Source organism: Xanthobacter sp. DMC47 (assembly GCF_056313845.1).
Map to the genome: position 1 here is coordinate 1,362,042 of NZ_JBQUZM010000001.1, position 26,601 is coordinate 1,388,642.

The window sequence follows — 26,601 nt, forward strand, 5'->3', positions numbered from 1 at the left end:
TCGACACTTCAGAAACCGACGCGGTCACCTCCCTTGAGGGCGAGCATCGACCGCGCGTCGCTTGGCGTTGCGATCTCGTGGCCGAGCTCTTCCAGGATCTGGCGGACCTTCCTCACTTGCTCGGCGTTGTTCGCAGCGAGCCGTCCGCGACCGATGAAGAGGCTGTCCTCCAGCCCCACCCGCACATTCCCGCCCAGCATGGCCGCTTGAGTTGCGACCGGAATCTGGTGCCGACCTGCAGCCAGCACCGACCAGACATAGTCCGCGCCGAACAGCCGGTCTGCGGTGCGCTTCATGAAGAGGACGTTGTCCATCTCGGGACCGATGCCGCCCAGGATGCCGAAAATGGTCTGGACGAAGAACGGCGGCTTTACGAGGCCGCGGTCCACGAAGTGGGCGAGGTTGTAGAGGTGACCGATATCGTAGCACTCGTGCTCGAAGCGCGTGCCATGCTCCTCGCCCAGGAGCTTCAGGATCCGTTCGATGTCGCGGAAGGTGTTGCGGAAGATGAAGTCGTCAGTGCTCCGAAGGTAGGGCTCTTCCCAATCGAACCGCCAGTCCTTGTAGCGGTCCGCCAGCGGGTAGATGCCGAAGTTCATGGAGCCCATGTTGAGCGAGCACATTTCCGGCCGTGCCGCCAGCGGAGCAGCGAGGCGATCCTCCACGCTCATGTTCAGGCTGCCGCCGGTGGTGATGTTCAGCACCGCATCGGTCGCCTGCTTGATGACCGGCAGGAACTGCATGAAGACCTTCGGGTCCGGCGTCGGGCGGCCGTCTCGGGGATCCCGGGCGTGCAGGTGGAGGATGGCCGCGCCGGCTTCCGCAGCGGCGATGGACTGGGCCGCGATATCCTCGGGCGTGAACGGCAGGGCGGGCGACATGGTGGGGGTGTGGATGCCCCCGGTGATGGCGCAGGTGATGATGACCTTGTCGGGCCGCTTCATGCGTCTTCTCCTTGGCCGATCTTGCGCACCGCGTCCTTTAGATGGCGCACGAGGGTGGCGCGCAGTTGGTCGGCATCCCCCGCCTCCCAGCGGCGAAAACCTTCTCTGGACTTCATGCCGAGCCGGCCCTGCGCCACGAGAGCGCGCAGATAGGCCGACGGCGCGGGATCGCGATTGAGCGCGGGGAGGATCGTCTCATGGATGGCGAGGGTCAGGTCGGTGCCCACGAGGTCCGCATTCTCCAGCGGCCCGAGGACCGCGAGGCGCAGCCCGAAGCTGGACTTGACCACCGTATCCACCGTCTCGGCGTCGCAGACCCCCTCTTCAACGAGGGCGATGGCCTCCCGCCATAGCGCGTGCTGCAGCCGGTTCCCGACGAAGCCCGCCACGTCCCGACGCACATGGACCGGCTTCTTTCCCGCTGCCGCGAGGATGTCCATGGTGCGCGCGACAATGTCCGGCGCGGTGCGGTCCGTCCCGATCACCTCGACCAGCGGGACCAGGTAGGGTGGGTTCCACCAATGGGTGCCGAGCGCCCGCTCCGGTCGGGCGAGGCCGGCCATGATGCTGCCGATGGGGATGACGGAGGTGTTGGTGGCGAGAATGGCGTCGACTGGGGCGTCGGCCTCGATTGCGGTGAACAGGGCGAGCTTGGCGTCGAGGTTCTCCGTCGCCGCCTCGATGACGAGGTCAGCGCCGGCAACGGCATCCGCGAGCTTCTGGAAAGGCAGAACCCGTTGTGCGGCGGCAGGGTCCTGGCCGAGCGCGGAAAGGTTGGCACCGATGCGCGAGCGCAGGGACGCCAGCGCATTGGGCATCGGGTCGAACACCCGGACCTCGTGCCCCCGCGCCGCGAACACCTGGGCAATGCCATGGCCCATGAGGCCGGCGCCGACAATGGCTGTGATTGGTTTTCCGGTCATGCCCTTCTCCTCCCGCGTCCCCCGCAGGGTGCGACCCGTCCCGGCGGATGCCGGAGCGGGTCAGGTCGGGTGCTGCTCAGAGGGGGGTGCCCGCCTCGATGCGGTACGCCTGCTGGGGATCCTCGATGGCGACGAGGCGGATGATGCAACCGTCGCCCCGATCCCAGTTCCAGGGGAAGAAGGCGAAGGTCACGCGCTTGCCCGTAACGGCGTCGAGGTCGCCACCCACATTCTCGATGCCAAGAATGCCGTTGGTGAAAAGCTTGCGGTGGACCGGCTCCCACTCGGGGTGATCCTCCTTCCAGTCCCGGCCGCCGGACCATGCCTTGTATTCCTCGGCGAGGTGGGGATGCAGGGGGCCGTTGCGGTGAGGGCCGATGGCTGTCGCCAGCGGGTGGTCGTTGGCCTGTGTATCGTGGCCAACCACCTTCACCCGCTTCTCGACGAACCAGTCGCCTGCCGAGGCGACGAAGCCGGGCGCGTAGCAGAAATACTCGGCATTGTCGTCGTAGAGCTTGTGCCACCCAGTGTTCACGATGACCACGTCACCCGGACGCACATGCGCCCCCGCGGCCTTTTCAAGGTCCTCATAGGTGATGGGCTCCCACCTCTTCTTCGGGATCGAGACGACGATCCCGGTGCCGAAGAAATGCGGCAGGGGAACTTCATCGATGAAGGGGGTGCCTTCCACCACATGGGCCGGCGCGTCGATATGGGTCGTGTTATGCATCGTCGTGGTGATGCGCTGGGTCAGGACACCCGATTTCGCCATGTAATGAATGCGATCGATCTGCACATCCTGGAAATATGGCCAGTTCGGAGACTGGAATCCAAACCGGTGCGACAGGTTATAAAACTTGAGTCCCATGTCATTGTGAAGATTCGACTGGAACTCGATGCCACGAATCGTGACAGTCATTTAACGCCTCCCAGCGTCTTGCCCTCGGCGAGGGCGGATCTTTTTCGTTGCTTCCGGGATATGGCGCATGAAGGGGGTGGTCAAACATAATGATACATGTGTATTGTAATGCGATACACATCCATGGAGCGAGCGATGACGGAGGATGGATCTGCCATCCGCGACGGGGGCGGAATCCAGGTGATCGCTCGGGCGGCGGCCATCCTGCGGTCGTTGAAGAACGTGCGTTCGGGGCTCAGCCTCGCGCAGATCGCGGGCCGGGTGGGTCTCCCGCGCTCGACCGTGCAGAGGATCGTCCATGCCCTGCTGGAGGAAGACCTGGTGATTTCCGCAGGTCCCGACGGGGGCTACCGCCTCGGGCCGGAGATCCACGCGCTTTCGCGCTCGGGAAAGATCGACATCGTCGAGCAGGTGCGCCCCCATATCGTTGCGCTCTCCCAGGCGACGGGCGAGACCGTGGACTTTTCGGTGCTGCGCGGGAGCGAGGTGCTGTTCCTTGACCAGGTGACGGGGACGCACCGGCTGCGGGCGGTCTCGGCGGTCGGGGACATCTTTCCGCTGACCAATACGGCCAATGGCAAATGCTGCCTCGCTCTGCTCGAACCCGAGCGCGCGCGGGCTCTGGTTCGCAAGGAACTCCCGGGCACGAAGCGACTGGACGCCGTGCTCGCAGAAATCGCCGAGGTGCGACGCACGGGCATCGGCTTCAATCACGAGGAACATACTGTCGGGATCAGTGCCGTCGGCATTGGCTTCCGCGATGCCGCGGGCGGTGTCTATTCGATTTCCATCCCCGTTCCCACCTCACGCTTCGAGCTCGTGCGAGATGATGCAATCCGCCATCTGCAGGCGCACAAGAGCCAGATCATCGAAGAATTGGGCGCTGGTAGCAAAAACGTCCGGGTGGCGTGACTATCGTGGATCAGAATATTTGAACAATATTCAGCGGCTGAGTGGCGCTCGCCCGCCGCCCGACGCGAAGTGGCCTGCCCCTATTGAGTGGTCCGGCTTGAGTCTAATGCATTGTGGGCCTGTTGGCCGCATTGATGTTGGCGGCACCGGCGGCACGATGACGGCCGGTGCCGGAGGCTTGTAGCCGAGCGCGGAGTGCGGCCGCTCGGTGTTGCACTGCGACGGCCGAAGTCATGTCGGCCATCGAAGATGGTAGACCGTGCCGGGCGCAGAGGCGGCGAGCGCGCGGCACCCATATCGGGTGCGTGACGGCCGCCGCACGGCTGGAAATTCGCGCGCGGCATCACTTCCGGCGCGGCGGGCGCACTCCTGATCAAGATTGCGCCGTCAGCATTGCACCCGCTGGAGCCGTGGCCTCCGCCTCAGCCAGTTCAATCCAGACAGGGCATGGTCGCTCGCCTTCTCCCAGCCCCGCAAGGCGCGGTCAACCTCGGCTAAGGTGAGGCGGGGCACGAGGCTCGGGCTCAGGAGAAAATGGTCCAGCCTCAGCCCTGCATTGCGTCCCCAGGCGTTCCGGAAACAGTCCCAGAACGTGTAGATTGCCTCGCCGGGGTGTAGCGAACGCAGGGCATCGGTCCAGCCCGCCGCCATCTCTAGAGCGTGAGCTGAGCTTCGATCTCCGCCTTGTCGATCACGGAGAACACCTCGGCGATTTTGCCTCCGATCAAAGTATAAAAGACGTGCTCATGGAACACGACGCGCCTTCCATTTACCGGCAAACCGAGAAATTCGCCGAGCGGCGCGCAATCAAAGTGGATCCTAGACGCGATACGACCTTCTTCGGCCACAGCGATATCGAGGTCGAATTGGAGATCGGGAATATCGCGGCAGTTCTCTTCAAGCATGGCTCGATAACCATCCAGCCCGAGACGCCGCCCGTTATGAATTACGCCGTCCGCCACGAAATCACCAAGCCGTCTCCAGTCTCGGGCATTCAGGCAGGCGATGTAATGGCCGTAGAAGATGGTTGCATCGTTGGGCATAGGAGCTGCAACGCGCGACCGGGCTGACGGTTCCGGTTGCATTATGCCCTAAGCTGGCTGGCCTCAGCACCTTCGTCCGCCACCAAATAACGTCGATCAGTGCGTGAGCTGGCTGGTCCAGCTCAGCCCGCCCAGCCCCTCCCCCGCCCCATACGCCGCAGTCCACTCGTCCTCCGACATGGGCTTGTCGCTGACCTCGTGGTCGATATTCACGTTCTCGCTCTTGTCCACCACGAGCGGACTCCACCTGTGATTGAGCCGGTGCTAAGCGTACGCGGCTCATGCCGAGAGGGTCACCGGTGATCGTCCGGCGGTAGAATCTCCACCAAGCATCGATGACGCACTTCTTCTCGGCACCGAAGTCCAAGGTGAGGCGAACTGACCTCGTGAACACTCTCCTACGATATGAGACGGCCGCATGAAAAAACTGGTCATTTCGCTCGCCTCTCTGACTGTAGGTGTAGTGGTTTCGAGGCTCCTCTTTGAGCATGCGGACCACGGGGGGCGGGGCTGGCTCTTCTTGGGTGTGGTTATCCTAATGATCGCCTTCACCGTTCTGAGTCTATGGCGCCCGAAGCGCCGCTAGACCTCGTCGCACTCGGTCAGTTGACGTCCGGCGCTGCCGCGGCCCACATGTAGACGCGGGCGAGGCTGAGAGCCTGCCCGGAGGTGGGTTCACCCTTCGCCTGGGCCAGCGGCGCGCGGGCGCGCTCCGGGTTCAGCAGGGCATCCTTCGCGATGTCATCAACGCTCGGGAGTCCAGCCTGCCGCATCGCTTCGATGACGCGGCCGAGCTGCGCGCCGCCACCGGCTCCAGCCGCCGCGCCAATGCCGCCGGCCGTCATGCTGCCCGCCGCAGCGCCGGGCCCCTTCAGACCGTCGCGCCGTCCGCCGCGGCCAGCCGCCGGAACGCGCCATCGAAATAGAGCAGCGGGTCGGCCCCCCGATAGCTTACGCCGACAACCTCGCCGACGAAGATCGTGTGCGTGCTGGCGTGGTGACGCTCGCGCAGCCGGCATTCAAGCATCGCCACCGCATCTTCGAGGAGAGGACAGCCGATCTTGCCCAACCTGTGGGCGACGCCCTCGAACGGCTGGTCGAGCCGGCGGGCGAAGCGGCCCGCCAGATTCTGCTGGTGCTCGGCGAGAATATTCACGGCGAAGGCGCCGCTGTCGGCGATGAGGTCGTGGGAGGTGGTCTCGCGGTTCACCACGGCGAGAATTTGCGGCGGGGCTGTGCTGACGCTGCACACCGCCGTCGCCGTCATGCCGTTAAGCTGGTCGCCGCGGCACGAAGTGATGACCGTGACGCTTGCGGCCAGCGCGCGCATGGCGGCCTTGAAATCCGCCGCGTCCACGGAAGCCTTGTCGATAGGAGCTGAGGCACGCATCAGGCCGCCCCCTCGGTGAGGAGGTCGCGCAGTTGGCCGCCAGCATACCCGCGCCGCAGGTATCCGCGCGCCTGCAGCAGCGGCACGACCTCACCCACGAAATCCTCGAACGTATCGGGCAGGAAGGCCGGAGAGACGACGAAACCGTCCGCCGCGCCGCTGTCGATGATGGCGATGAGCTGGTCTGCCACCTCCTCGGCCGTCCCCACGGCGCGGGGGCACATGACGCCGCGCGCATAGACACCGCCCGCCTCGGCGATGGTCATGCCGCCGTCGGGGGTGATGCTGCGGAGCGCAGCGAGATTGCCCTGGCTGCCGGAGGCGGCGATCTCCTTCACCGTGGCATCCATGGGCAGGCTGGAGAAGTCTGTGTTGGCGTGCGCCGCCAGCGTGGACAGGCCCGCGACCGGATCGGCGAGGGAATCGTGCAGCGCCTCTTTCGCCTCCGCCTCGGCGCGCGTCGCGCCGATGAAGGGCATGATGGCCATCAGCACCTTGCTGGCCCCCGGCGGCCGCCCGGCGGCTTCCAGCGCGCCCGCGACATCGGCCTTGAAGGCGTGCATCCGCTCAAGGTTGGGCTGGAGCGCGAAGATGACGTCAGACCAGCGCGCCGCGAACGCCTTGCCGCGTCCCGATGACCCAGCCTGCACGATCACCGGCCGCCCCTGCGGGCTGCGCGGGATGTTGAGAGGCCCGCGCGACTGGAACCACGGCCCGCGGTGGTTCACATAATGCACCTTGGCGGGATCGGCATAGATGCCGGCCGCCCGATCGAGGACGAGCGCGTCTTCGTCCCAGCTGTCCCAGAGACGGAAGGCGAGTTCCATGAACTCGTCGGCGCGATCGTAACGCTCGTCGTGCCCGAGATGCGGCACGGTGCCGAAATTCAGCGCCTCGCCGTCGTTCATCGAGGTGACGACGTTCCACGCCGCCCGTCCGCCGGAGATATGGTCCAGCGTCGCGAACTCGCGGGCGATGTTGTAGGGCGCGTCATAGGTGGTGGAGCGCGTGGCGCCGAGGCCGATATGGCGCGTCACCGCCGCCATGGCGCCAAGGATCGGCATGGGATCCATCCGGGTCGCGTCCTGATCGCCCCGCGCGAGGCCGGCGGCATGGCTGTCGCCGTAGCGGTCCGCGATGGCGAGGCGATCGGCGAAGAACAGGAAGTCGAAGCAGCCCTGCTCCAGCAGACGGGCGATGCGCACGTAGTGGTCGAGGCTGAGGAACGGCGTCTCATGCGCCGGATTGCGCCATATGGCGTGGCTGTGCACCACCGGGCCGGCGATCAGAAAGCCGCACAAATGCATGGGTTTTGGCATGGTAGATCCTCCCTGTCCCGATCCTGGGCAAGGCTTTCCGGTTCACGCGCCGGATACCCTGCGCATGCTGATGATGAGAGATTGATGGCTGGACGCGATGGCCATTCCCAGACACCTGCCGGGAATGGCCGGTTTGGAACGGGCGTCAGGTAATCACGCCGAGGGTCACGTTCTTTCCGCCCTTGATCTCCTGCACGAGGAAGGAGCGGTTGATCTGGTCGCCACGGGCGTCGAAGTCGCAGGTGGCGCCGGCGCCGACGAACTTGATCTTCTTGCCGGCCCGGATGAGCTCGAGGCCCTTCACCACGTCGTCCACCTCCTCGCCAGGCGGATTGCAGACCTCGAACACGGATTTCGCCCACACCTTTGCGTCGGAGGACTTGGCGTGCTCCATGGCGAGGGCCGTCACGCACATCTGGTCGTGGGCATTGCCGGCGAACAGGAACACGGTGCCGGGCGCTGCGCCCATCTCCTTGACGAACCTCTTGTAGGAGGTCGCGTCCAGCGGCGGCGCGGGCTGAAGGTGGTAGATGCCGTTCGCCACCTCCGGGCCGACCGCCTGAAGGAACTTACCCTCCGCATCGGCGCCGATGGACAGGGCGACAATCTTGGACTTGAAGCCGCCGCGATAGGCCTCCTTGGCGATGGAGACGAAATCGGTGAGCAGCGAGAGGCAGAACACCGCGTCCGGATCGCCGCCGAACGCCTTCTCCACTTCCGAGCGGTAGGAGGGCTGGTCCGGGTTGTACATCACCACGTCGAGCACCTTGCCGCCGAGCTTGGCGAACTCCGCCTTGAAGGGCTCGATCATGGCCACCACGAAGGGGTTTTGCTGGGCCAGCACCACCGCCGTCTTGGCGCCGATGGTCTTCATCACCTTGGCGCCAGCCGGGCCCCAGGACGTGCTCTTCGCCTGGAAGCGGAAAACCATGCCCTTGGTGTCGCCCTCGGTCACCGCATTGGCCGAGCACGAGACCATCTGCACCTTGTCGGCGGCGAGGATGATGGGCTTGGCCGCCAGCGCGATGGGGCTGCCCCAGAAGCCGCCCACCAGTTCCACCTTGTTCACTTCCAGCAGCTTCTTGGTGGCGGTGACGCCGACCGTGGGGTTGGTCTCCGAATCCTCAATGAACAGCTTCAGCGGACGGCCACCGAGGATGCCACCGGCATCGTTCACCCATTTCACCGCCATCTCGGCGGCCTTCTTCATGTCGGGGCCATAGGGGCCGGTGGCGCCGGAGAAGGGCAGCACCATGCCGATGGGGATCTCCGCCGCCTGAGCCGCCGCTGGCCGTCCCAGCAGGGCGGCCGCCGGAAGCGAGGCGAGACCGGCGACCACGTGCCGGCGAGTGAGGGGCAGACTGCGCGTCACGGCTGTTCTCCTGCTGCTGTGTCGGGTTCGGGATGAAGGTGGAGCAACGCCTCGGCGGCTCCGTCGTCGATCTGCAATGCGTCGTTGAAGCGGTTGAAGAAGCCGGCCAGTGCCGCGCGCAGCGTCAGCTCCACGATCTGCGCCTCGGTGAAATGCTGCCGGAGGTCATCGAACACGTGGTCGCGGATGCCCCAGGCGCGCTGGGTGACGAGCCGGGCGTAGTCGATCACCGCGCGGTCAGCCGCATCGAAGGCGGGATGATCGCTCCCGGGGAGGGCGGCCACCGCCTCCTCGGGCACGCCCTCCACCTCCAGCAGGGGGGTGTGGTGGGAGACGCAATAGGGGCAGGCATTGAGCTTCGAGACGGTCACGACCGCCAGCTCGATATAGCGGAATGGCACGCCTTCCCGCGCCCGCAGCTCCATCAGCATCCGGTAGAGATGGTCGAGTGCGGGCGGCACGTGGGCAAGCACAGCCGCTTGGTCGCCGAAGTCGGCGTATCCGCCAGCGAAGGCCGCGAAGACCTCCGCATAGGCGGGCGGCAGATCGGCCGCGGTGAGGGGGGCGACGCGGGGCATCAGGCTTTCTCGCTTTCGGGCGGGAAGAAATCGGCGAAGCGGCGCTTCGGCTCGGCGACGAGGCCTTCCGGCCGCAGGATGAGCAGCAGAACGATGCCGACGCCGATCATCCCCAGCCGTAGGGCGGAGAGCTGGACGCCATCGACGCCTGGGATCACGTCCTTCAGGAAGCGCGTCGCCTCCAGGATCAGCATGATGGAGCCAGCGCCAAGCACCAGGCCGAGATTGGAGCCGCGTCCGCCGGCGATCACTGCCATGAAGGCATAGGCTGTGATGATGGGGGTGAACTGGCTGGGGTCGATATAGGTCAGGAAGAAGGCGTGCAGCGCCCCCGCGAGCCCCATGATGGCGCCGCCGATGGCGAAGGCGCGCACCCTGAGCGCCAGCACCGGCTTGCCGAGCGCTGCCGCCGCTGTCGCGTCGTCGCGCACCGCGCGCAGGGCCCGGCCGAAGGGCGAGCGGACCAGCGCCTCGCTGAAGGCGAAGACGATCACCACCAGCCCTACCGCGAAGGCGAGGATCACCACATCGCCCCATCCTGCCGGCGTGATGCTCGCGAAGGGTCGGGGGATGTCGGCGATGCCGAGGGCGCCGCCAGTCAGGCCGCCGAGATTGAGCAGCAGGATGCGCACGATCTCCGCGAAGCCGATGGTGACGATGGCGAGGTAATTCTCTTCCAGCCGGATGGTGAGCAGCGAGAGCAGCATGGAAAGCCCCGCGCAGACCGCCGCAGCCAGCACCATGCCGGCGAGCCAGCCCACATGCGGCGCGCTGATCGCCAACGTGTAGGCGCCGAGCGCGACGAAGCCGGCTACGCCGAAATTGACCAGCCCCGCGAGGCCCCACTGCAGGTTCAACGCCAGCCCGACGAGGGCCGCGATGGCGACGAGGATGACGACGGTGACGAGGTAGGAAATCATCGCCGCGCCTTCACTTTCGGATGGCCTTGGCCCCGAACAGGCCATTGGCGCGGAACAGGAGGAGCAGCAGGATGACGCCGAAGCTCACGATCTGCCGGAAGGAGACGGGCAGGACGAGGGCGGACATTTCCTCCGCCACGCCGATGAGGAGCGCGCCCGCCACCGCCCCGATGGGACTGCCCAGCCCGCCGAGGATCGCGGCGGCGAAGATGGGGATCTGGTAGTTCCAGCCCATCAGCGGATCGATGGCGCGATCGAGCCCCGCCAACACGCCGGCGAGCCCGATGAGCGCGCCGGTAAGGGCGAAGGTGATGCGGGCAATGGTGCGCCGCTCCACCCCCCGCACGGCGGCAAGGGAGGCATTGTCCGCCACCGCCCGCATGGCCCGGCCAAGTGGCGAGGCGGTGACGAGCAGGTGCAGCAGGACAAGCGCGACGATCACCACGCCAGCCGTGATGAGCTGTTCGTGGTTGATACGCAGGCCGTTCCAGCGGATCGGTCGCGCAACCGCGAGATCGAAGCTGCGCGCGGCATTGCCGAAGATGAAGCGACAGATGTTCTCCACCACCAGCGAGACGCCCATGGAGGCGACCAGCAACGTGATGGAGCCCCGCGTCCGCAGCCGCTCGAACACCAGCGCATCGGCGATGAGGGAGGCGAGCGCCACCGTGCCCGCGGCGACGGCGGCGGCGATGGGCAGCGGCAGGCCGAGCACAACGTTGGCCGAATAGGCCGCATAGGCGCCGAGGGTGAGGAGCGCCCCCACCGCGAAGTTGGCGAAGCGCAGGATGCCGAACACCAATGTCAGCGCCAGCGCCGGCAGGGCCAGCAGCAGGCCGGTGACGAGGCCGTTGAGGAAAAGCTGAAGCGCCATGGCTCAGGCCGCCTTTCCGAAGAAGAGGCCGGCGAGGTCCGCCTGGCGGATGTCTGCGGCGGAGGCGCGGAGGGTGAGCCGGCCGGCGACCAGCACCACCACCTCGTCGGCGATGCCGAGCGCGGCGGCGACGTTCTGCTCCACCAGCAGCACGGTAACACCCGCCTCCCGCACCCGGACCACCGCCTCCATGGTCTCGCTGACGATCTTGGGAGAGAGGCCGGCGGAGGGCTCGTCGAGCAGCAGCACCTCGGGGTTGGCGAGGAGGGAGCTGGCAAAGGCCAGCATCTGCCGCTGGCCGCCGGAGAGGTTGCCCGCGAGCGTGCGTGGCCGCTGCCGCAGTTCGGGGAAGAGATCCAGCACCTTCTCCCGCTGCTCCGGCCCCACGCCGGCGCGCCCGCGCAGGAATTCGGTGGCGAGCTTCAGGTTCTCGGCAATGGTGAGGGTGGCGAAGATGTTGGCTTCCTGAGGCACGTAAGCGAGCCCCGACGCCACACGCCGCGCCGGCGAGAGGGAGGTGATGTCCCGCCCCGTCACGGCCACAGTTCCGGCCCGCGTCGGCACGAGGCCGGCGATGGTCTTGATGAAGGACGACTTGCCCGAGCCGTTGGGGCCGATGACGGCGACGATGCTCTCGGCCTTCTGTGCGAGATCGATGCCGCAGACGATATCGCCGCCCCGGCCGTAGCCGGCGCGCAGGCCCGAGACAGCGAGCGCGAGGGAGAGTTCTTCCGCCTTCGGATCGCAGGGGCGCGCAATCATGCTGCCACCCCGAGATAGGCGGAGACCACGCGCGGATCCGAGGTCGCTTCGGCGAACGTGCCGGAGACGAGCACGCGCCCCAGGGCGAGTACGTGCACGCGGTCGCACACCTCCTCCACCAGATGCATGTCATGCTCGACGATACCGAAAGTGAGGCCTTCCGCCTTCAGCTCACGCACTAGCCGCACGATCTCGAGACGCAGCGGCGGCGAGACGCCGGCACCCGGCTCGTCGAGCAGGATCAGCTTGGGCTTCATCAGCAGCGCCCGCGCCATTTCCAGCAGTTTCTTCTGGCCACCGGAAAGCATCGCGGACGGCTGGTCGGCGAGCTTCACGAGCCCCACCCGCTCCAGCAGCGCGCGGGCGAGATCGGCATTGGCGCGCTCCTGCGCCCACCATTTGCGGCGGCCGAACAGGGCGCCCGCCACGCTCTCCCCGCTCTGGGCCGGCGGGGCGGCGAGAAGGGTCTCGAACACGGTGAGGCTGGAGAGCTCGCGCACGATCTGGAAGGAGCGGACCACGCCCTTGCCGGCCATCACGTGGGCTGGCAGGCCGGTGACGTCCTCGCCCTCTAACCGCACTGTGCCGCTTTCAGGCCGGGCGAGGCCGGTCAGCGCGTTCAGCAGCGTGGTCTTGCCCGCGCCGTTGGGGCCGATGAGGCCGGTGACCTGACCGCGGGCGATATCGAGGGTCACGCCGTCGAGGGCGGCGACGCCGCCATAGCGACGCATCAGACCATCAACCTGAAGGAAGGGGCTCGGATTCACGTCGTCTCCACGGCGCCGGGCGAGATTGCCTCGCTGGCGCGCAAATGCCTTTTTGATGTGCATCAAAATCAGAGATTTTGAACAGTCATTGGACAGTCGATTGCGACTACGTACAGATTAGATCGATGCATTGCGCTCAAATCAAATTTATATTGCTTTGCACTTCGCCAAGTATTTTTAATGATGGCAATGTCGGATCCGCTGGAGATCGCCCTGCTGCGCACCTTCGTCCTCCTGGTGGAGGAGAAGAGCGTGACGCGCGTCGCACGGCGCCTGAACCGCACCCAGCCCGCCGTCAGCCTGCAGATCCGGCGGCTGGAGGCGGCAGCCGGCTTCCCCTTGTTCGAGCCGGACCTGCGGCATCTGAAGCTGTCGCGCCACGGGGAAATGCTGCTGCCGCATGCGCGCACCATGCTGCGGCTCGACGAGGAGGCCCGGCTGCGGCTTTCGGCGGACGATGTGGCGGGGCGCGTCACGCTGGGCTGTCCGGATCTCTATGCCGCCTTCCTCCTGCCCGAGACGCTGGCGCGCTTCCGCGACACATATCCGGGCGTGGAGGTGACGGTGCGCTGCGCGCTCTCGCGGCAGCTGGCGCAAGATATGAGCGAGGGCCTTCTCGACATCGCCATCGCCACCCGCATGCCCGGTGTCTCGCCCCGCGTCGGAACCGGCACGCTGCTGCGACCCGAGCCGCTGATCTGGCTGGGCGCGGAAGGCGGGAGCGCGCACCTCGCAGACCCTGTCCCGCTTGCCATGCTGCCGGACGGCAATCTCTATCGGGACTATGCGCTGGCGGCGCTCGACCGCATCGGCCGGCGCTGGCGCATCGCCTGTGTCTCGGAAAGCATCGCAGGGCTGCAATCCATGGCACTTGCGGACTCGGCGGTGTGCGTCCTTGCCCGATCGGTGCGCACGCCGGGTCTCGTCCGCCTCGGCAGCGCGGAGGGCATGCCAACGCTGGAAGGCGTTGACCTCATCCTATGGGAGCGCCATCCCGGCGGCTCATCCGCGGCGGATCATCTCGCCGCACACATTCGCCGGTCCGTATCGGAGCGGGAATGATCCGCGCGTCGGTTTGACGGGAGGGCCTTCGCCGCCGACACGAAGAAGAGGTCAGCACACCGAGCGACCATCGCAAAGGCCCAAGCCGTTCACACCGGCCTCGCCCACTTCGTGCCCGCGCCACGGCATCTCGGCACCGCGCGCGGCGGCGCCTATTTCTCGCTCGCGCCGTTGTGGGCGTGATCCTGAACCTCGCCTTGGGGTTCCCTATCCACGTTGTCTTCCGGCGCGGGGTGAGCGTGGACTGGCATGGCATCGGCGAACCTGCTTGTGCTCTCCCCTATCGACTGGCGTGCGGCCGCGCTCTCCGCGATGGCCATGTTCGCCACGTTGCGGCTCAGGCTGGGGATGCTTCGCACCCACGCGGCTTATGGCGTGGCGGGGATGGTGCTCATGGTGCTGGGATGAGGCCCCAGCCTTTGGCACGACGGTATCGTCCGCAGAGACGGCCTGAGCAGCTGCGTCTAGTCGTATAGCGTCAGCCAGCTCAGGCGAACTGCGCCCGAGCACCCGCTGTCTCTGGTGAGGACCCGGTGATGGCCCGACCGCGCCTGCACGCTTTCACGCACCCGAGCATACGGACAATTATCTTTTATTTTCTTGGATTTAGGTGGCGCGCCGGGGAAGATTCGAACTCCCGACCCCCAGATTCGTAGTCTGGTGCTCTATCCAGCTGAGCTACCGGCGCCTGTGCCCGGGACCGGCTGGGCCGGTCGAGAAAGCAGGGAGCTTTCCGGGACGTTCGCGGCTTGGAATTCCGCGAGGCCCGTCTGCTACCCCTTTTTATCGGAGGGTGCAAGGCCCCTGTCCGGCATCACGCGCGAGGAGGGCCGGAAACTGCGTGCCTTGTGGAAAACTTGGGCTTGATCATGCCCGGATGCGTTCGCGCCGGTGATGCCGGCTTTCCGGCTGGTCGGGGATGGTGATGCGGAAGGCGGTGCCGATCTTGGTATCGAGCAGGCGGATATGCCCGCCGTGGGCCCGCACCAGTTCGTCGGCGATGGGCAGGCCGAGCCCCGTGCCGCCGCGGCGGGCTGAGGAGACGAAGGCCTCGAACAGATGCTCCCGCCGCGCCGGGGGAATGCCGGGCCCGGTGTCGCTGAGCTCGATCTCCACCACCGGCCCCTTGCGGCGGGCGCGCACGCGGATCTGGTCGCGCTCGGGATCGAGCGGCGCGCGCGCCTCCAGCGCCTGGAGGGCATTGCGGGTGATGTTGAGGATGACCCGGAACAACTGGTCAGGATCGGCATCGGCAGTGAGGCCCCGCTCCACGTCCACCACCCAGCCCACCCCCGCGCTGCCGCCCGCCGACAGGCCGAGGGTCTCGCGCACCTCCTCGAACAGGTGGGCGAGTTCCACGTCGCGGCGCTCCGGCAGCGGCTCCTTGGCGCGGCCGTATGACAGGGTCTGCTCGCAATAATGGATGGCGCGGTCGAGCGCCGCGAGCAGCTTCGGCGCGAAGCGCTGCACGGTCGGGTCCGGCACCGAGGCGAGGCGATCCGACAGCAATTGGGCCGACGACAGAAGATTGCGCAGATCGTGGTTGATCTTGGACACGGCGAGGCCCAGCGCCGCGAGGTGGCTCTTCTGGTGCAGGGTGTGGGAGAGCTCGCGCTGCATCTCCTTGAGCGCCTCCTCGGCGGTGCCGATCTCGTCGGAGCGGCCGGAGGGCACGATGATGCGGGAGGCATCCTCCGGATCCTCGCGGAATGCGGAGATGCGCTCGGTGAGACGGCGCATGGGGCGCACGAACAGCCAGTTGAGGCTGACGTAGACCAGCACGCCCGCCACCACCGCCACCGCCAGCGAGATCAGCAGCACAGTGGCCGCAAATCGCAGCAGCGCGACCCGCAGCGGGGTCTCGCTGAGCACGATCTCGATGAAGTCCGCCCCCCGTGGCGGTTCGCCGACGATGCGGAGGATGCGCCCGTTGTCTGCGATGAGCGTGTCGAAAGCGTCGTGCACCGCGCCCCACAGGGTGGTTTCGCGCATGTCGATATGCACATTTGCCTCGGGCGGCATGTCTGAGGCGGCGAGCAGGCGCCGGGTACCTTCCCGCTTCACCACGATCACCTTGGCGCCCACGCTGTCCAGGAGTTCGCGGGTCATGTCCACCGTCACGCCGTCCTGCGGCGCGGCGTCGAGCACGAGGGCGGCCGTCCGCGCGGCGGCAAGGCGGTCGGAGAGCCAGGCGATGCGGTAGTTGGCGATGGTCGGCACCAGCACGGCGATCTCCGCCGTGGCCACCACCGCCACCGTCAAAGCGAGCAGCTTTGCCGACAAGCCAAGGCTCCACCGGCGGCGCTTGGGCGCCGGTGCCTCCTCGGGCTTATGGCTCCTCGGCTCGAACATGCATCTGATACGGGGGGAAGGCCCGTCCCGGATCCCTCGGGCCCATTGCACGAAGGGATCAGCGTTAAGACATAGGCAACCATCGGGGAACGGGCCAGAGCAACCTCAATTTGAGGTAAACGGCCGAAACGGCAGCGCTTTCGCTTGCCTGCCCGTCAGCGCACGGGCATGGGGCGTGGCCCCTATTCTTCCTCGCCGAAGCGATCGCCGACGAGGGCGCCGAGGGCGTCGAGCACGTCGGACGCCTCCCGGCCGGTGGCGGTGACGGTGACGCAGGTGCCGGGCCCGGCGGCGAGCATCATCAGGCCCATGATGGAATTGCCGCCCACCGCCTCGCCGCTGCGGCACACCGTGACCATGGCGTCGAAGCGCTCCACGGTCTGGACGAACTTGGCAGATGCGCGGGCGTGGAGGCCGCGCTTGTTGATGATGGGAAGGACGCGTACCAGCGCCTCGGGCGCGATAGGCCGGCCGCAGGCGATGGCCGGATCGTCGGAACAGCCGCCCGCCTCGCACCCGGCGTCGGCGAAAAGCTCAGTTACCGGAGAGGACGCGGCTTGCGACATTGATGTATTTCCTACCGGCTTCCTGGGCGACGTCCACGGCCTGGGCCAGAGGCATCTCCCCACGCACCTTGGCGAGCTTGACCAGCATGGGCAGGTTGATGCCCGCGACCACCTCGACGTCCGGCGTATTCATCACCGAAATCGCGAGGTTCGAGGGGGTCCCGCCGAACATGTCGGTGAGGATCACCACCCCGTCGCCGGTGCGCACCCGATCCACCGCCTCGATGATGTCCTGGCGCCGCCGCTCCATGTCGTCTTCGGGACCGATGGTGACAGCGGCGATCTGGGCCTGCGGGCCCATGACGTGCTCCAGCGCGGAGCAGAATTCGTCTGCCAGACGACCATGTGTGACGAGGACGAGACCGATCATGCTTCCTCCGCCCTCATCTTCCCCAGGATGAAGGCCTCCCGCGCTGCGGGATGGCCATATTCAGAGGGGCTTAAAAATTACGCAAGGGGTGCAACGCACAAAAGCACATTTAGTTTTCGTAAGCCCGCGTTTTGAGAATGCAAGCGATTATGACGGGTGCCAAGGCCAAGGCAGAGATTGGAGTTCTCAAGATTTCAATGCCTTGAATTTGCTCCCGAAGCTCGGCCGCATCCGGCATGCGCGCCGTTTCCACTGCCGAGAGATCGACCACATGCCGCACTGCGACGTGAGCGCGATGGGGCATCTTCCGCACACCAATACCGTGCAACTCGATCAGCCCTGCAAGCAGCGGAGGCGGGCGTGCGATCAAGATACCATTCTCGGCCGTGAGGACCACCCGGTCGTCCGCGACCAGCTCCGCCGGCGGCAGGGCACGGGGGCCGTCGAGAATGAGGCTCAGGGCCAGCATGGACTTGCCGGAGCCCGACGGGCCGCGGATGAGGAGCCCCACGTCCCCTACGGCGACGCAGCTTGCGTGAACGGTGGGCGGTGCGGCGCCGGTCACGGTCAACCGGCCGGCAGACGCACGAGGAAGCGGGCGCCGGTCACGTGGGGGGTGCCGTCCGGGTCGGTGGCGGTGCGGTTCTCGGCCCAGATGCGCCCGCCGTGGGCTTCCACGATCTGCCGCGAGATGGAGAGGCCGAGGCCGGAATTCTGGCCGAAGCCCTGGTGCGGGCGATCCGTGTAGAAGCGCTCGAAGATGCGCGAGAGGGCGTCGGGGCGGATGCCCGGCCCGTCGTCGTCCACCACGATCTCGGCCCCGTCTTTGAGGCGGCGGCAGGTGACGCGCACCGAGCCGCCCTGCGGCGAGAAGGAGCGGGCGTTGGAGACGAGATTGTCCACCACCTGGCCGAGGCGGGAGGCGTGGCCGGCGATGTTGAAGTCCTGCGGCGCCCCGGCCGCGCGCTCGAAGGCGAGGGAGACGCTGACGCCATCGTCCTTGCGCACGTCCTGGGCAAGGCCCACCACCATCTCCAGCAGCTGCTTCAGGTCCACCGTCACGGCTTCCTGCCGCTGCAGCTCGGCGTCGAGGCGGCTGGCGTCGGAGATGTCGGAGATCAGGCGGTCGAGCCGCTTCACATCATGCTGGATCACCTCCAGCAGCCGGGAGCGGGAGGAATCGGTCTTCGCCAGCGGCAGTGTCTCCACCGCGCTACGCAGGGAGGTGAGCGGATTCTTCAACTCGTGCGCCACGTCCGCCGCAAAGCTCTCGATGGCCTCGATGCGGTTGTAGAGCGCGCTGGTCATGTCGCGCAGGGCGCCGGAGAGATGGCCGATCTCGTCGGCGCGGGCGGTGAAATCGGGAATTTCCACGCGGGTCTTGATGCGCCGGCGCACCCGCTCGGCCGCCGCGGCGAGCTTGCGCACCGGATCGGCGATGGTTCCGGCGAGCAGCACGGAGAGCAGCACCATCACCGCCGCCGCCACCAGGAACACGCGGACGATGACGAAGCGTTCGGCCTTCACCGCCGCATCGATCTCGCCGCTCTGCGTGGAGAGCAGCAACACGCCGAGGATGGCGCGGAAGCGCTGGATGGGCACGGCGACGGAGACCACCACCTGCCCGCGCTCGTCCACCCGCACCTCGCTGGCCTTGGTGCCGAGCGCGGCGGAGGCGACTTCCGGGTAGTTCTTGCCCGCCTGCGGTCCCATCTCGCGGTAGAGCGGCAGATCGCCCCGGCCAAGCCAAAGCTGGATGCCGAGCCAGGCGCGCTCGAAGAAGCCGGGCTTGGGCTCATTGGGCGAGGGCAGGTCGAAGCGCAGGATCTCGCCGCGGGAATACAGGGAGCGGGAATCCAGCAGCAGCTGGCCTTCCCGGTCATAGATGCGGGCGCGGGTCCGGGTCGGGCCGACGAGGCGGCGCAGAACGGGGGCGACCCGCTCCGGATTGATGGGGAATTCCAGCGGGGCGAAGCCGTCCTCGGGGCCATAGCTCTCGCCCGCCTGCAATTCCAGCAGGCGATCAGGGTCGAGGGTGATAGCGTTGGTCTCGACCTGCGCGGAAGAGGCGATCGCAGCGGCGATGATCTCGCCCTGCACCAGAAGGCTCTGGATGCGCGCGTCGATGAGGCCGGAGCGGAATTCCGAGAGATAGAGGATGCCGGAGACCAGCGCGCACAGGCCGGCGAGGTTCAGGAGCACAATGCGCCGGGTGAGCGACGAGAAGCCCTTGAATGCCACGAAGCGACGCACGCGCCGAACGGTGGCGAGAATGCCGCCCGCCGGCTCGCTCGGGCGCTCCAGCGGCGCTTCGTTGGTCTCGACCGTCATCTGCCGCCCCCGGGGCCGGCGACCCGGATCACTCCTTGAACCGGTAGCCGACGCCGTACAGGGTCTCGATCATCTCGAACGAATCGTCCACCGACTTGAACTTCTTGCGCAGCCGCTTGATGTGGCTGTCGATGGTGCGGTCGTCCACATAGACCTGATCGTCATAGGCCGCGTCCATCAGGGCATTGCGGCTCTTGACCACGCCCGGGCGCTGGGCAAGCGCCTGGAGGATCAGGAATTCGGTGACGGTAAGCGTCACCGGCTCGGCCTTCCAGGTGCAGGTATGACGCTCGGGGTCCATGCGCAGGTTGCCGCGCTCGAGAACCTTGGCGCTGTCCACCTCGCGCGGGGCGGCGCCGTCCTTGGCACCGGCGCGGCGCAGCACCGCCTTCACCCGCTCCACCAGCAGGCGCTGGGAGAACGGCTTCTTGATGAAATCGTCGGCGCCCATCTTGAGGCCGAACAGTTCGTCGATCTCCTCGTCCTTGGAGGTGAGGAAGATCACCGGCATGTCGGTCTTCTGGCGCAGGCGGCGGAGCAGCTCCATGCCGTCCATGCGGGGCATCTTGATGTCGAGGATGGCGAGATCCGGCGGGTTGGTCTTGAACCCGTCGAGGGCCGATGCGCCGTCCGTATAGGTGTCGATGCGGTAGCCCTCCGCCTCCAGAGCGATGGAGACCGAGGTCAGGATGTTGCGGTCGTCGTCGACGAGGGCGATCGTGGGCATGACACCTCTTTTGAGCCGTCCGGAAAGCGGTCCGCCGAACGCGGGCCTTCAAGCCGGCCATCTGTTGCGGCCGCGCCTTGCGGTGAACCGCGTTCGCGTGGCCGAAATGTGACACACAAGACTCGATCGACGCAAAATAGCGGGATTCTCCACCGACACCAAATGGCGGCTGCCGAATACCCTTAATCAAGTTCTGCCGGACCCGGGGGCTTCCCGTGCGGCCCCCCCTTTGCGCCGGACCCCTTGCGCCGTCCCGCCGCGCCGGAGCATCGTGGCACCGCCCCGTGGGAGGAGCACCATGACCAAGCCGTCCGCGACCGCCGTCCGCCACCTCGTGCGCGAGGCCCGTTTCGGCGCTCTTGCAACGCTGGAGGGTGACGGCGCGCCCTACGCCTCGCTGGTGGCGATCTCCACGGACCTCGAGGGCCGGCCCACGCTGCTCATCTCCCGCCTCGCCCGCCACACCCGCAATATTGCGGGGGATGCCCGCGTCTCCCTCCTCGTCTCCGCCGCTGGTGCCGAGGACCCGTTGAACGCGCCCCGCGCCAGCCTCATCGGCCGCATCGTCCCCGCCCCTGCCCCGGAGGTCCGCGCGCGCTACCTCGCCCGGCACGTGGCAGCGGCGGGATACGCGGATTTCACCGATTTTGCCTTTTACGCCATCGACATCACCGAGGCGCACCTGGTCGAGGGCTTCGGCCGCATCGTGGACGTGCCGGGAGAGAAGCTGCTGACCTCCTGGCAGGGAGCGGACGCGCTCTCCGAGGGGGCCGCGGGCGTCATAGAGCACATGAATGCAGACCATGCCGACGCGGTGCAGCTCTACGCCACCGTGCTCCTCGGCGCGCCGGAGGGTGAGTGGCGGATGCTTTCGCTCGATCCTGAGGGGTGCGAGCTGATCTGCGGCGATCTCGTCCGCCGCCTCGACTTTACAAGACGGGTCGAAGACCTTGCTGCAGTGCGGCAAGAACTGGTGAAGCTCGTCGCCGATGCGCGGCGCGGAACTGCCGCCTGAATTTAAACGTTTAGCGTCCGTTTGTCGGAGTTTCCTTGTCGGCCAACTCCCTCTAGCGTGCGCGACGCGGTTTGGAGGGGCGCGCAAAGATGCCCCCAGGCCGACGCCTGCCGCATAACTCTACGAGAGCGGCGGCGGATGGAATGCCGGCGTCACGCCGGCGGGAACTGTGGAGGATTTTCCGTGCTCGAAACCGGTCACCGGAACAGCGCCTGCGGCGCGGACACTTTCGGCCTCAAGAATCTGACGGCGGTCCATTGGAATCTTCTGGAGCCCGCGCTCTACGAGCACGCGCTGGCGCACAAGGAGGGACACCTGTCCTCCGGCGGCGCGCTGATGGCCGAGACCGGCGCCCACACCGGCCGCAGCCCCAAGGACAAGTTCGTGGTGCGCGATGCCGCGACCGAGGGCGAAGTCTGGTGGGACAATAACGGCGCCATCACGCCGGAGCAGTTCGAGACCCTTTATCAGGACTTCCTGAAAGAGGCCGAGGACAAGACCCTGTTCGCGCAGGACCTTTATGGCGGCGCCGATCCCGCTTCCCGCATCAAGGTGCGCGTCTACACCGAGTTCGCCTGGCACTCCCTGTTCATCCGCACCATGCTGCGCCGCCCCGAGCGGGCCGAGCTCGACGGCTTCGTGCCGGAGATGACCATCATCGACCTGCCGTCCTTCAAGGCCGACCCGGCGCGCCATGGGGTCCGCTCGGAGACGGTGATCGCGGTGGACTTCACCCGCGGCATCGTGCTCATCGGCAATTCGTCCTATGCGGGCGAGATGAAGAAGTCGGTGTTCACGGCCCTCAACTACATCCTGCCGAAGAAGGGCATCATGCCGATGCACTGCTCGGCGAACGTAGGCGAGGCGGGCGACGTCTGCCTGTTCTTCGGCCTGTCAGGCACCGGCAAGACCACGCTGTCCGCCGATCCCAACCGCACTCTCATCGGCGATGACGAGCACGGCTGGAGCAAGGACGGCGTGTTCAACTTCGAGGGCGGCTGCTACGCCAAGACCATCCGCCTCTCGGCCGAGGCCGAGCCCGAGATCTTCGCCGCCTCCAACCGCTTCGGCACGGTGCTGGAGAATGTGGTGCTCGACAAGGTGACGGGGGTGCCGGACTTCGACGACGGCAGCCTCACCGAGAACACCCGCTCCTGCTATCCCCTCGCCTTCATCCCCAATGCCAGCCCCACCGGCCGCGCGGGCCAGCCGAAGAATGTGGTGATGCTGACCTGCGACGCCTTCGGCGTGCTGCCGCCCATCGCGCGGCTCAGCCCGGCGCAGGCCATGTATCACTTCCTTTCCGGCTACACCGCGAAGGTCGCGGGCACCGAGAAGGGCGTGAAGGACCCGGAGGCCACCTTCTCCACCTGCTTCGGCGCGCCCTTCATGCCGCGCCACCCCTCGGTCTACGGCAATCTCCTGCGCGACCTCATCGCGGAGCATGGCGTCGACTGTTGGCTGGTGAACACCGGTTGGACCGGCGGCAAGTTCGGCACCGGCCGGCGCATGCCCATCAAGGTCACAAGGACGCTGCTCACCGCGGCGCTGGACGGCTCGCTCAAGGACGCCTCGTTCCGCACCGATCCCTATTTCGGCTTCGAGGTGCCCACCTCCGTGCCGGGCATCGAGCCGCACATCCTCTATCCATCCAAGACCTGGGCGGACAAGGCGGACTTCGACGCCACCGCCCGCCGGCTGGTGAACATGTTCCGCGAGAACTTCGCCCGCTTCGAGACGCACGTCGACGCCGCCGTGCGCGATGCCCAGCCGCAGGTGCGCCTCGCCGCCGAGTGATCGACCCCGGAGGCATGAAACGAGAAAGGCCCGGCGCACCGCGCCGGGCCTTTCTGCATGGGACCGCGAAATTAGGGACCGCGAAATTGGAGATCGCGAATTTCAGCGGCCGCGGCGACGCTGCTGGCCGAGGCCCATCTGCTTGGCCAGCTCGGAGCGGGCGGCGGCATAGTTGGGTGCCACCATGGGATAGTCGGCAGGCAGGCTCCACTTCTCACGATACTGCTCGGGCGTCATGTCGTAGCGCGTGCGCAGGTGGCGCTTCAGGGATTTGAACTTCAGCCCGTCCTCCAGGCAGATGATGAAGTCCGGATGCACGGAACGCTTGACCGCCACCGCCGGCTTGAGCGGCTCCGCCCCGGCCGGCGCCTCGCCGGTGCCGAGGCGCGTGAGGGCGAGGAAGACATCGTTGATGAGGGCCGGCAGCTCGGTCGCGGCAACCGTGTTGTTGCCGACATAGGCGGAGATGATGTCCGTCGCGAGCTCGATGTATGCCGTCTGTTCGGTGGTGTCGCTCATGGGACCTGCTTCGCGTTGAGATGGCTTGTGATGACGAATGCGCGGCCGGTCAGGTTTCGCGCTTCCGAACAATCAGGACATGCAATCGGCGGGCGGAGCGGGAGAACTCGGCGCATGCGACTAAGGTGGAGCCCAGTGCTGCAAAGGCGCCACCAAGACGCAAGACATCGCCGGGACGCTTTCGTCGCACCCCGCGGCACTCGTCCGCAGACACACAGTGTACGAACCTCGGACAGTGTACGTACCCTGAACAGTCGCCCGCGCACGGATGCTGCGAAGACGGCTATGTGTCCGTGTTAGTTTCGCACTTTCGACTTTGCAACCGATATTTCGGCGATACGGCTCATCTTCTTCAGTTGTCGCAAAATCGCAAATCTGCACTGGGTGCGAGCCGCAGCGACGCCCCGGAGCAGCCCGCGGGCATGTGATCGGGAGAGCCTTGCCGTCGCCATATGGAATGCCTACCTCTGCGACAAATCAGACCGGGGTTCTTCCATGTCCACCTCTGCCCCTTCCGACACGGACCACACCAAGATCGTGAAGAGCGAAAGCGAATGGCGCTCCTGCCTCACGCCCGAGCAGTTCCGAATCACCCGTCAGGCCGGCACCGAGCGCGCCTTCACCGGCCCCTACTGGGATGAGAAGCGCGCCGGCCTGTATTCCTGCGTCGCCTGCGGCACGCCGCTGTTCCGCTCCGAGACCAAGTACAATTCCGGAACGGGCTGGCCGAGCTTCTTCCAGCCGGTCTCGCCCGACGCGGTGGTGACCCATGAGGACGTCTCCCACGGCATGCGCCGCATCGAGGTGCGCTGCGCATCCTGCGACAGCCATCTCGGCCACGTCTTTCCGGATGGCCCGGCACCCACCGGCCTGCGCTTCTGCATGAACGGCACCGCCCTCTCCCTGAAGCCGGACGGTGAGGCAGACCGTGGCGCCTGAGCCGCCGCGCGCCCCTCGCCGCCCGTCGACCCGCACCGTCCACGGACTTTCCCTCACCGACGACTACGCGTGGCTGCGCGCCGACAACTGGCGCGCCGTCATGCGCGACCCCTCCGTGCTCGACGGCGATATCCGGGCCTATCTGGAGGCGGAGAACGCCTATGCGGACACCTGGTTCGCGCCGCTCGGCGACCTGAAGGCAGCGCTGGTCTCCGAGATGCGCGGGCGGATCAAGGAGGATGATTCCTCCGTGCCCACGCCGGACGGCCCGTTTGCCTATTATTCGCGCCACCGGGAAGGGGGACAGCATCCCCTCGCCTGCCGCAAGGCGGTGCCGGACGGGGAGGAGGTCATCCTGCTCGACGGCGACAGGGAAGCCGAGGGCAAGGCCTACTTCCACTTCGGCCACTGGCGCCACAGCACCGACCACAGCCGCCTCGCCTTCTCCGCCGACACATCCGGCGCCGAGCTTTATTGCATCCGCATCCGCGACCTTGCGACCGGCACGGACCTTCCCGACGCCATCGAGGAAACCACCGGCGATCTCCTGTGGAGCGCCGACGGCAGCGTGCTCTATTACATCCGCCGGGATGCCGAGCACCGCCCCTCCCTCGTTTTCCGCCATGTCCTCGGCACCGCGCCGGAGACCGACACGCTGATCTACGAGGAGCCGGACAAGGGCTTCTTTGTCTCGCTGGGGGAAACCCAGTCCCGCCGCTACGGCCTGATCGCCTGCGGCGACCACGAGACCTCTGAGGTCCACCTTTTGGACCTTCAAGACCCGGCCGCGGCCCCCCGCTGCATCGCGCCCCGCACCGAGGGCGTGCGCTACGAGGTGGAGCACCATCCCGACCTTGGCGGCGTCGACAGCCTGGTCTTCCTGACCAACGCGGACCATGCCGAGGATTTCAAGATCGCCGTGGCCCCCGTCGCCACGCCGGGGCGGGATCACTGGCGCGATCTGGTCCCCCATCGCCCCGGCTGCATGATCCTGAGCCATACGGTGTTCAGCGGCCACATGGCGCGCCTGGAGCGCGAGGGCGGGCTGCCGCGCATCGTCATCCGGGCGCTCGCCGACGGCACGGAACACGCCATCGCCTTCGACGAGGAGGCCTATGCGCTGGGGATGTCGGCCGGCTACGCCTTCGACACCACGCAGTTGCGCTTCACCTATGCGTCCATGACCACCCCGTCCGAGGTGTGGGACTATGACATGGCGAGCCGCCGGCGCGAGATGCTGAAGCGGCAGGAGGTGCCCTCCGGCCATGACCCGGCGGACTACGTGACGCGTCGCCTCATGGCCCCGGCGCCGGACGGCGAGACCGTTCCGGTCTCCCTGCTCTACCACAAGGACACGCCGCTCGACGGCTCCGCACCGCTGCTGCTCTATGGCTATGGCGCCTACGGAATCACCATTCCGGCCGGCTTCGCCACCAACCGGCTGTCGCTGGTGGATCGCGGCTTCGTCTATGCCATCGCCCATATCCGCGGCGGCACGGACAAGGGCTGGCGCTGGTATGCCGACGGCAAGCTGGCCAAGAAGACGAACACCTTCACGGATTTCATCGCCGCAGCCGAGCATCTGGTGGCGGAAGGCTTCACCCGCCCGGAACGCATCGTCGCCCAGGGCGGCTCGGCGGGCGGGATGCTGATGGGCGCGGTCGCAAACCTTCGGCCGGACCTGTTCGCCGGCATCGTCGCCGAAGTGCCGTTCGTGGACGTGCTCACGACCATGCTGGACGACACCCTCCCCCTCACCCCTCCCGAATGGCCGGAGTGGGGCAACCCCATCGCCGACGAAGCCGCCTTCCACCGGATTCGGTCCTATTCGCCGGTGGATAATGTGAAGGCGCAGCCCTACCCCTCCATCTTCGCCCTGGCCGGGCTCACCGACCCGCGCGTGACCTATTGGGAGCCGGCGAAATGGATGGCGCGGCTGCGGGCGGCGGACACCGGGGACCGGCCCCTGCTGCTGCGCACCAACATGGATGCGGGCCATGGCGGGGCTGCCGGCCGGTTCGACCGGCTGGACGAGGTCGCCCTCGTTTATCTCTTCGCCCTGAGAACGGTGGGTCGCGCCGGCTGAGGCGTGGCCATTCACAGGGGGAAGCCGGCCTTTCCCCATGGACATTTGCGCGGCGGACGGCTTCCGGCTATCCAGAGCGCGCTGTCGATCGACATGCGAGTGAGGGGGCGGCTC

Annotated in this window: 28 protein-coding genes, 1 tRNA gene and 1 pseudogene; 7 read left to right on the plus strand and 23 right to left on the minus strand. The window is 66.9% G+C overall.

Annotated features, from left to right (window positions below; all coding sequences use genetic code 11):
• Positions 1-8 precede the first annotated feature (8 nt).
• The 3 genes from kce to ACT54R_RS06305 all read right to left on the minus strand — a co-directional run bounded on the left by kce (position 9) and on the right by ACT54R_RS06305 (position 2,786).
• On the minus strand, positions 9-944 hold the full coding sequence (kce, locus tag ACT54R_RS06295) for a 3,5-dioxohexanoate:acetyl-CoA acetone transferase (protein WP_476324627.1): 936 nt from the start codon (positions 942-944) through the stop codon (positions 9-11).
• A complete protein-coding gene (locus ACT54R_RS06300) occupies positions 941-1,867 on the minus strand; it encodes a 3-hydroxyacyl-CoA dehydrogenase family protein (RefSeq protein ID WP_476324629.1) in 927 nt (308 codons plus the stop codon). Before ACT54R_RS06300 ends, kce begins: the two co-directional genes overlap by 4 nt.
• Before the next feature lie 76 nt (positions 1,868-1,943).
• Positions 1,944-2,786, minus strand: a complete 843-nt coding sequence (locus ACT54R_RS06305) for a cyclase family protein (RefSeq protein WP_168459443.1) — start codon at positions 2,784-2,786, stop codon at positions 1,944-1,946.
• A 135-nt stretch (positions 2,787-2,921) separates the two neighbouring features.
• Here ACT54R_RS06305 and ACT54R_RS06310 point away from each other — a divergent pair, with 135 nt between their 5' ends.
• The gene (locus ACT54R_RS06310) at positions 2,922-3,698 is read left to right on the plus strand and encodes an IclR family transcriptional regulator (protein WP_476324631.1); all 777 of its coding nucleotides are present in this window, start codon (positions 2,922-2,924) and stop codon (positions 3,696-3,698) included.
• A gap of 373 nt (positions 3,699-4,071) precedes the next feature.
• On the opposite strand, the pseudogene ACT54R_RS06315 reads toward ACT54R_RS06310, so the two are convergent.
• The 12 genes and pseudogenes from ACT54R_RS06315 to ACT54R_RS06370 all read right to left on the minus strand — a co-directional run.
• Positions 4,072-4,340, minus strand: a pseudogene (locus ACT54R_RS06315) (exodeoxyribonuclease III); the annotation flags it as partial.
• An 11-nt stretch (positions 4,341-4,351) separates the two neighbouring features.
• Positions 4,352-4,741 carry an ester cyclase gene (locus ACT54R_RS06320; protein ID WP_476324633.1) on the minus strand — a complete coding sequence of 130 codons (390 nt, stop codon included), beginning with the start codon at positions 4,739-4,741 and terminating at the stop codon, positions 4,352-4,354.
• A gap of 96 nt (positions 4,742-4,837) precedes the next feature.
• A complete protein-coding gene (locus ACT54R_RS06325) occupies positions 4,838-4,975 on the minus strand; it encodes a hypothetical protein (RefSeq protein WP_476324635.1) in 138 nt (45 codons plus the stop codon).
• Between the two features lie 368 nt (positions 4,976-5,343).
• Positions 5,344-5,586 carry a hypothetical protein gene (locus ACT54R_RS06330; protein WP_476324637.1) on the minus strand — a complete coding sequence of 81 codons (243 nt, stop codon included), beginning with the start codon at positions 5,584-5,586 and terminating at the stop codon, positions 5,344-5,346.
• 26 nt (positions 5,587-5,612) lie between these two features.
• On the minus strand, positions 5,613-6,131 hold the full coding sequence (locus tag ACT54R_RS06335; RefSeq protein ID WP_476324639.1) for a flavin reductase family protein: 519 nt from the start codon (positions 6,129-6,131) through the stop codon (positions 5,613-5,615).
• The gene (locus ACT54R_RS06340; RefSeq protein ID WP_476324641.1) at positions 6,131-7,450 is read right to left on the minus strand and encodes an LLM class flavin-dependent oxidoreductase; all 1,320 of its coding nucleotides are present in this window, start codon (positions 7,448-7,450) and stop codon (positions 6,131-6,133) included. The genes ACT54R_RS06335 and ACT54R_RS06340 overlap by 1 nt, the downstream gene beginning before the upstream one ends.
• Positions 7,451-7,595: 145 nt before the next feature.
• Entirely contained in the window at positions 7,596-8,822 is a 1,227-nt protein-coding gene (locus ACT54R_RS06345) for an ABC transporter substrate-binding protein (protein WP_476324643.1), read from the minus strand.
• A complete protein-coding gene (locus tag ACT54R_RS06350; RefSeq protein ID WP_476324644.1) occupies positions 8,819-9,400 on the minus strand; it encodes a carboxymuconolactone decarboxylase family protein in 582 nt (193 codons plus the stop codon). Before ACT54R_RS06350 ends, ACT54R_RS06345 begins: the two co-directional genes overlap by 4 nt.
• On the minus strand, positions 9,400-10,320 hold the full coding sequence (locus ACT54R_RS06355; RefSeq protein WP_476324645.1) for a branched-chain amino acid ABC transporter permease: 921 nt from the start codon (positions 10,318-10,320) through the stop codon (positions 9,400-9,402). Before ACT54R_RS06355 ends, ACT54R_RS06350 begins: the two co-directional genes overlap by 1 nt.
• Before the next feature lie 10 nt (positions 10,321-10,330).
• Complete coding sequence (locus ACT54R_RS06360) at positions 10,331-11,194, minus strand: branched-chain amino acid ABC transporter permease (RefSeq protein WP_476324647.1); 864 nt, start codon at positions 11,192-11,194, stop codon at positions 10,331-10,333.
• 3 nt (positions 11,195-11,197) lie between these two features.
• Positions 11,198-11,956, minus strand: a complete 759-nt coding sequence (locus ACT54R_RS06365; RefSeq protein ID WP_476324649.1) for a branched-chain amino acid ABC transporter ATP-binding protein — start codon at positions 11,954-11,956, stop codon at positions 11,198-11,200.
• Complete coding sequence (locus ACT54R_RS06370; protein WP_476324651.1) at positions 11,953-12,687, minus strand: ABC transporter ATP-binding protein; 735 nt, start codon at positions 12,685-12,687, stop codon at positions 11,953-11,955. The genes ACT54R_RS06365 and ACT54R_RS06370 overlap by 4 nt, the downstream gene beginning before the upstream one ends.
• Positions 12,688-12,912: 225 nt before the next feature.
• Here ACT54R_RS06370 and ACT54R_RS06375 point away from each other — a divergent pair, with 225 nt between their 5' ends.
• Positions 12,913-13,785: a LysR substrate-binding domain-containing protein gene (locus ACT54R_RS06375; protein ID WP_476324653.1), complete on the plus strand. Its 873-nt coding sequence runs from the start codon at positions 12,913-12,915 to the stop codon at positions 13,783-13,785.
• A gap of 249 nt (positions 13,786-14,034) precedes the next feature.
• Positions 14,035-14,193, plus strand: a complete 159-nt coding sequence (locus tag ACT54R_RS06380; protein WP_476324655.1) for a hypothetical protein — start codon at positions 14,035-14,037, stop codon at positions 14,191-14,193.
• Between the two features lie 203 nt (positions 14,194-14,396).
• Here the strand turns inward: ACT54R_RS06380 and ACT54R_RS06385 are convergent.
• From ACT54R_RS06385 to ACT54R_RS06415, 7 genes are all read right to left on the minus strand, one after another.
• A tRNA-Arg gene (locus ACT54R_RS06385) sits at positions 14,397-14,473 on the minus strand.
• A 179-nt stretch (positions 14,474-14,652) separates the two neighbouring features.
• Entirely contained in the window at positions 14,653-16,137 is a 1,485-nt protein-coding gene (locus ACT54R_RS06390; protein WP_476324657.1) for a sensor histidine kinase, read from the minus strand.
• Positions 16,138-16,319: 182 nt separating this feature from the next.
• A complete protein-coding gene (locus ACT54R_RS06395; RefSeq protein ID WP_476324659.1) occupies positions 16,320-16,703 on the minus strand; it encodes an HPr family phosphocarrier protein in 384 nt (127 codons plus the stop codon).
• A complete protein-coding gene (locus tag ACT54R_RS06400; RefSeq protein ID WP_024277703.1) occupies positions 16,672-17,073 on the minus strand; it encodes a PTS sugar transporter subunit IIA in 402 nt (133 codons plus the stop codon). Before ACT54R_RS06400 ends, ACT54R_RS06395 begins: the two co-directional genes overlap by 32 nt.
• A gap of 109 nt (positions 17,074-17,182) precedes the next feature.
• On the minus strand, positions 17,183-17,638 hold the full coding sequence (locus ACT54R_RS06405; RefSeq protein ID WP_476324661.1) for an HPr kinase/phosphorylase: 456 nt from the start codon (positions 17,636-17,638) through the stop codon (positions 17,183-17,185).
• A 2-nt stretch (positions 17,639-17,640) separates the two neighbouring features.
• Positions 17,641-19,404 carry a stimulus-sensing domain-containing protein gene (locus tag ACT54R_RS06410; protein ID WP_476324663.1) on the minus strand — a complete coding sequence of 588 codons (1,764 nt, stop codon included), beginning with the start codon at positions 19,402-19,404 and terminating at the stop codon, positions 17,641-17,643.
• 28 nt (positions 19,405-19,432) lie between these two features.
• Positions 19,433-20,131: a response regulator transcription factor gene (locus ACT54R_RS06415; RefSeq protein WP_029557293.1), complete on the minus strand. Its 699-nt coding sequence runs from the start codon at positions 20,129-20,131 to the stop codon at positions 19,433-19,435.
• Positions 20,132-20,429: 298 nt separating this feature from the next.
• Here ACT54R_RS06415 and ACT54R_RS06420 point away from each other — a divergent pair, with 298 nt between their 5' ends.
• Positions 20,430-21,146 (plus strand): HugZ family pyridoxamine 5'-phosphate oxidase, encoded by a 717-nt coding sequence (locus tag ACT54R_RS06420; protein ID WP_476324665.1) that lies wholly within the window; start codon positions 20,430-20,432, stop codon positions 21,144-21,146.
• 183 nt (positions 21,147-21,329) lie between these two features.
• Complete coding sequence (locus tag ACT54R_RS06425; protein WP_476324667.1) at positions 21,330-22,943, plus strand: phosphoenolpyruvate carboxykinase; 1,614 nt, start codon at positions 21,330-21,332, stop codon at positions 22,941-22,943.
• 102 nt (positions 22,944-23,045) lie between these two features.
• Here ACT54R_RS06425 and ACT54R_RS06430 read toward each other — a convergent pair whose 3' ends face one another.
• Entirely contained in the window at positions 23,046-23,462 is a 417-nt protein-coding gene (locus ACT54R_RS06430; RefSeq protein ID WP_168459348.1) for a Ros/MucR family transcriptional regulator, read from the minus strand.
• A 495-nt stretch (positions 23,463-23,957) separates the two neighbouring features.
• Between ACT54R_RS06430 and msrB the strand changes: the two genes are divergently transcribed.
• Together msrB and ACT54R_RS06440 are read left to right on the plus strand one after the other, a co-directional pair.
• A complete protein-coding gene (gene msrB, locus ACT54R_RS06435; protein ID WP_476324669.1) occupies positions 23,958-24,401 on the plus strand; it encodes a peptide-methionine (R)-S-oxide reductase MsrB in 444 nt (147 codons plus the stop codon).
• Positions 24,391-26,487, plus strand: coding sequence for a S9 family peptidase (locus ACT54R_RS06440; RefSeq protein ID WP_476324671.1), 2,097 nt, complete (start codon positions 24,391-24,393; stop codon positions 26,485-26,487). The genes msrB and ACT54R_RS06440 overlap by 11 nt, the downstream gene beginning before the upstream one ends.
• The last annotated feature ends 114 nt before the right edge of the window (positions 26,488-26,601 follow it).

What these genes read in the sequence shown, in the direction of transcription:
- kce (WP_476324627.1), bottom strand. Translation starts at nt 944, where the DNA reads ATGAAGCGGCCCGACAAGGTCATCATCACCTGCGCCATCACCGGGGGC.
- ACT54R_RS06300 (WP_476324629.1), bottom strand. Translation starts at nt 1,867, where the DNA reads ATGACCGGAAAACCAATCACAGCCATTGTCGGCGCCGGCCTCATGGGC.
- ACT54R_RS06305 (WP_168459443.1), bottom strand. Translation starts at nt 2,786, where the DNA reads ATGACTGTCACGATTCGTGGCATCGAGTTCCAGTCGAATCTTCACAAT.
- ACT54R_RS06310 (WP_476324631.1), top strand. Translation starts at nt 2,922, where the DNA reads ATGACGGAGGATGGATCTGCCATCCGCGACGGGGGCGGAATCCAGGTG.
- ACT54R_RS06320 (WP_476324633.1), bottom strand. Translation starts at nt 4,741, where the DNA reads ATGCCCAACGATGCAACCATCTTCTACGGCCATTACATCGCCTGCCTG.
- ACT54R_RS06330 (WP_476324637.1), bottom strand. Translation starts at nt 5,586, where the DNA reads ATGACGGCCGGCGGCATTGGCGCGGCGGCTGGAGCCGGTGGCGGCGCG.
- ACT54R_RS06335 (WP_476324639.1), bottom strand. Translation starts at nt 6,131, where the DNA reads ATGCGTGCCTCAGCTCCTATCGACAAGGCTTCCGTGGACGCGGCGGAT.
- ACT54R_RS06340 (WP_476324641.1), bottom strand. Translation starts at nt 7,450, where the DNA reads ATGCCAAAACCCATGCATTTGTGCGGCTTTCTGATCGCCGGCCCGGTG.
- ACT54R_RS06350 (WP_476324644.1), bottom strand. Translation starts at nt 9,400, where the DNA reads ATGCCCCGCGTCGCCCCCCTCACCGCGGCCGATCTGCCGCCCGCCTAT.
- ACT54R_RS06355 (WP_476324645.1), bottom strand. Translation starts at nt 10,320, where the DNA reads ATGATTTCCTACCTCGTCACCGTCGTCATCCTCGTCGCCATCGCGGCC.
- ACT54R_RS06360 (WP_476324647.1), bottom strand. Translation starts at nt 11,194, where the DNA reads ATGGCGCTTCAGCTTTTCCTCAACGGCCTCGTCACCGGCCTGCTGCTG.
- ACT54R_RS06365 (WP_476324649.1), bottom strand. Translation starts at nt 11,956, where the DNA reads ATGATTGCGCGCCCCTGCGATCCGAAGGCGGAAGAACTCTCCCTCGCG.
- ACT54R_RS06370 (WP_476324651.1), bottom strand. Translation starts at nt 12,687, where the DNA reads ATGCGTCGCTATGGCGGCGTCGCCGCCCTCGACGGCGTGACCCTCGAT.
- ACT54R_RS06375 (WP_476324653.1), top strand. Translation starts at nt 12,913, where the DNA reads ATGTCGGATCCGCTGGAGATCGCCCTGCTGCGCACCTTCGTCCTCCTG.
- ACT54R_RS06380 (WP_476324655.1), top strand. Translation starts at nt 14,035, where the DNA reads ATGGCATCGGCGAACCTGCTTGTGCTCTCCCCTATCGACTGGCGTGCG.
- ACT54R_RS06390 (WP_476324657.1), bottom strand. Translation starts at nt 16,137, where the DNA reads ATGTTCGAGCCGAGGAGCCATAAGCCCGAGGAGGCACCGGCGCCCAAG.
- ACT54R_RS06395 (WP_476324659.1), bottom strand. Translation starts at nt 16,703, where the DNA reads ATGTCGCAAGCCGCGTCCTCTCCGGTAACTGAGCTTTTCGCCGACGCC.
- ACT54R_RS06400 (WP_024277703.1), bottom strand. Translation starts at nt 17,073, where the DNA reads ATGATCGGTCTCGTCCTCGTCACACATGGTCGTCTGGCAGACGAATTC.
- ACT54R_RS06410 (WP_476324663.1), bottom strand. Translation starts at nt 19,404, where the DNA reads ATGACGGTCGAGACCAACGAAGCGCCGCTGGAGCGCCCGAGCGAGCCG.
- ACT54R_RS06415 (WP_029557293.1), bottom strand. Translation starts at nt 20,131, where the DNA reads ATGCCCACGATCGCCCTCGTCGACGACGACCGCAACATCCTGACCTCG.
- ACT54R_RS06420 (WP_476324665.1), top strand. Translation starts at nt 20,430, where the DNA reads ATGACCAAGCCGTCCGCGACCGCCGTCCGCCACCTCGTGCGCGAGGCC.
- ACT54R_RS06430 (WP_168459348.1), bottom strand. Translation starts at nt 23,462, where the DNA reads ATGAGCGACACCACCGAACAGACGGCATACATCGAGCTCGCGACGGAC.
- msrB (WP_476324669.1), top strand. Translation starts at nt 23,958, where the DNA reads ATGTCCACCTCTGCCCCTTCCGACACGGACCACACCAAGATCGTGAAG.